Source organism: Nostoc sp. PCC 9305 (genome assembly GCF_963920915.1).
GTDB lineage: Bacteria > Cyanobacteriota > Cyanobacteriia > Cyanobacteriales > Nostocaceae > Nostoc.
In genome coordinates, this window is record NZ_CAWUDN010000282.1 from 1 (window position 1) to 341 (window position 341).

The 341-nt window shown below is 68.9% G+C and carries 1 protein-coding gene; it reads left to right on the plus strand.

The window, feature by feature from the left end:
- Window positions 1-341 (plus strand): hypothetical protein (locus tag ACM0OX_RS35795; protein WP_414519964.1); only part of this gene is annotated, 341 nt, incomplete at both ends.

Genomic DNA, 341 nt, shown 5'->3' on the forward strand with positions numbered 1-341 from the left:
GCAGGCCGCCGATCTGGCCGATGCCTGCGGCGTTCCGCTCTACACCTATCTGCTGGTGGACTGTCGCGGGCGCGCCGAGTTGGCCGCGCCAGTCAAGGCCAGCGCCGACCTGAGTCACGGGTCGATCTGGGTCGGCACGGAGTTGGCGGTCTACGAAGAGATCGCGCCGCTGCTGATCGAGCTCGACGACCTTAGCCGTTTCGAACTGTGGCGCGGGCCTGGCGAGCCGCGCACCTCGGAGGTGCTGCGCCTGCTCAGGCGGTTGCACCAGATCGAGGGCGGCGTCTACGCGGTGACGCATGTCGTATCGCCGCTGCCGCTGGCCGAGCTGATGGCGCACT